Consider the following 2,992-nt stretch of genomic DNA (forward strand, 5'->3'; position numbering starts at 1 on the left):
GCCGCCGTCGACAGACAGCTCGACTCCATTCACGAAGCTCGAATCGTCTGAAGCGAGAAACAGCGCGGCCGCCGCAATTTCCTCAGGACGCCCCATCTTTCCCCGCGGGATCAGGGATTCGAACATCTGCTTCGCCTCCTCGGTGAGAACCTGGTCCTGCATCGGCGTGGCGATCGGCCCTGGATGCAGCACGTTCACCCGGATATTCCTGCCCTTGAGCTCGTTGAGCCACCCGCGTGCGAATGCGTGCAGCGCGGCCTTGCTCGCGGCATACACGCTGTAGCCAGGAAAACCTTTGATCGAAGCAACCGACCCGGTCATGAAGATCGATCCGCCATCGTTGAACAGCGGCAACGCCTTCTGCACCGTAAACAGCGTGCCGCGCGTATTCAGGTTGAAGGTCGCATCGAAGTGCTGCTCGGTGATCTCGCCCAATGGGACAGCTTCCCCCGTGCCAGCGCTCGCGTATAGGACGTCAATTCTGCCCTTTTCCCGCTTGACTGTATCGAACAGGCGGTGGAGGTCGTCGAGATTGGCCGCATCGCCGCGCACGCCGGTCACGTTCCGGCCGATCAGCTTGACGGCCTCGTCCAGCGCCTCCTGTCTCCGGCCCGTGATGAAAACATAGGCGCCTTCTTCAACGAACCGCTTGGCGCTCGCCAGCGCCATGCCGCTCGATCCACCCGTGATGACCGCAACCTTACCCTCAAGCTTTCCCATATACTTCTCCTTTCGTCGTGTCGGACAGCGTCTGCCTCCGAGAACCTCGAAATGGGACCGCCGGCCTCAGTTGTTGAGTGCGGAAGCGCGCACATCGGTGGTGCAAAATCGATCCGGCTGGTCGACTGGCGCCAGCCGCGACAATCGGTGTCTGTCGTTCGGAACTGGGCCGCACTCGTCGACATACTTATGATGACTGCCCGTACTGCTGTTCGATGTGTTAGATACGGGCTTTGGAAGGCGCATCGCGAGGTGCGGGATTGCACCATGATCGACTGGGACGACGTTCGCTACTTTCTCGCCGTCGCGCGTGGGGGCTCGGTTCGAGCCGCCGCCGAGCGCGTTGGGGTGAACCACACCACGGTGCTGCGGCGCATTGCGCAACTGGAGGAGCGGCTGGGGGCGAAGATGTTCGAGAAGCTGCCGTCGGGCTACCGCCTGACGGCTGCGGGCGAGGAGGTCCTCGAGTTCGCGGAGCAGATGGACGCGTCGTCGAACCGTCTGGAGACGCGAATCTTCGGGCGCGACCAGGGCGTACGCGGACTCTTGCGGGTCACACTGGCGCCGACACTCGCGACGCACTTGCTCATGCCCGACTTCGCTGAGTTTGCGCGTCTGCATCCGGACATCGAGATGGAAATCTTGTCGTCCGGCGAGTTGGCAAATCTGACCAACCGAGAGGCCGATGTCGCGATCCGCGTCGTCTACGACCGCAAAACCCTGCCGCTCAATCTTCACGGCCTGAAGGGACCGGAATTGTTCGGCGGCGTCTACATGTCTCGCGATCGACTAGCCGCGTGGCGTGCGGGTGCGCCTGATCCCATCCGGTGGATCGTCATAAGCATTCATGGCATCCCGGACTGGGCCCGCGAGGGTAAGATTCGTACCACGGGTGTTCCGTTCAGGACCACGGACGGCGAGGCACAGATCGTTGCAGTACGGCAAGGGCTCGGGATGACGACACTGCCGTGCTTCGTCGGAGATGCCGACCCCCTACTGGTGAGGGTGCCGGGCACCGACCTGCACATGTATGGAACGCTCTGGCTTCTCACGCAGGGGGAGACACGCAAGACGAAGCGCGTGCGGCTCTTCACTGAGTTCGTATCCCGCAGGCTCGCCGCGTACGCGCCGCTTCTCGTGGGGCTGTCTGTATCGCGCGACTGATGGGCAGCAGGTCGCCGGCGACGCTTGCAGTGGACAAGTGCCTGGAAGCGGACATCCCCAGCGTACGACTTGGGTCGATAGCGCGGCCGCCTTCCGCGATCCGGACCTTCACGAGGTTCGGAGACATCCACCCCGCCGAAGGGGCCTCTACACTGGCGGCTTATCCCAAGTCGCTCCCGAAAGCCGTCGTTCCGGTACCGTGAAGAGTTTCGGGCGTCGGCAGGCGTACGAAAGTCCCCGAGGAAGGAACCCGCGGGCCACAGGCGATGGCGATGGCTATGGGGATTTCGGATTTCCGCCGGTTTCGTCGATAGCGCGACCGCCGTCAGGAAGCGCCGGGATGGATGCGGACAGAGCACTTTGTTGTGCCTCCGCGCGGTGTTGTTGGTTCGTCGCGCGGCCGGACGCGCGCCCTTCATTTTCGATCACCGGCATGGACGCGTGTGGGTCCCTTGCCGGAGGCTGAGTGCCTGCGGCTGAAGGCCGGATCATGCCATGCCGGGTCATGGGGCAGTCTCCCGGTTCGGTGTGGTTTTGTCCGGCGGTCCGCGCGGCTGCCTCCACCGTTCGAACATCTCGATGATAATCATGCGTCCGCCGCAGCATGGGCATGGCGGGCGGAAGTCGTCCGGTTCGTCCGGGGTATCGTCATCAGGTGGCGCGGCGACGTTCAGCAGTTCGCGAGCGAGCGCGAGGCTGGCCTTGCGGGCGGAGCCGGCGAGCAGGCCGTAGTGCCGAATGCGGTGGAAGCCGCGCGGCAGGACATGGATGAGGAAGCGGCGCATGAACTCGTCGGTTGCGAGCGTCATCACCTGCTGACGGTCGGCGCTGTCGCGGCGATAGTCCTTGTAGCGGAAGGTGATGTTGTTCTTGTCGAAGTGGATGAGGCGGCTGTTCGAGATCGCGACCCTGTGGGTGTAGCGCGACAGATAGGCAAGCACGGCTTGAGGCCCGGCGAAGGGCGCCTTGGCATAAACCACCCAGCGCTTCTTCCGGACGGGTGCCAGGTGCCGCTGGAATGCCCGCCGCTCGGTGAAGTGCGCCATCGATCCGAAGAAGGTGAGCCGGCCGGCATCGTGCAGCGCGAGCAGCCGGGTGAGGAACAGCC

The 2,992-nt window shown here is 63.7% G+C and carries 3 protein-coding genes; 1 reads left to right on the plus strand and 2 read right to left on the minus strand.

The features are described 5' to 3' along the window. Window positions 1-720: SDR family oxidoreductase (locus AAAC48_RS10375; RefSeq protein WP_340654107.1), on the minus strand; the 720-nt coding region annotated here is incomplete at its 3' end. Window positions 721-987: 267 nt separating this feature from the next. Here AAAC48_RS10375 and AAAC48_RS10380 point away from each other — a divergent pair. Next, window positions 988-1,884: a LysR family transcriptional regulator gene (locus AAAC48_RS10380; protein WP_340654108.1), complete on the plus strand. Its 897-nt coding sequence runs from the start codon at window positions 988-990 to the stop codon at window positions 1,882-1,884. A gap of 503 nt (window positions 1,885-2,387) precedes the next feature. Here the strand turns inward: AAAC48_RS10380 and AAAC48_RS10385 are convergent. Next, window positions 2,388-2,992: transposase (locus AAAC48_RS10385; protein WP_340654109.1), on the minus strand; the 605-nt coding region annotated here is incomplete at its 5' end.

Origin of the sequence: Phyllobacterium sp., assembly GCF_037994405.1 — a bacterium.
Lineage (GTDB): Bacteria > Pseudomonadota > Alphaproteobacteria > Rhizobiales > Rhizobiaceae > Phyllobacterium.

Coding starts and splice junctions, on each gene's coding strand:
- AAAC48_RS10380 (WP_340654108.1), top strand. CDS start 988: ATGATCGACTGGGACGACGTTCGCTACTTTCTCGCCGTCGCGCGTGGG.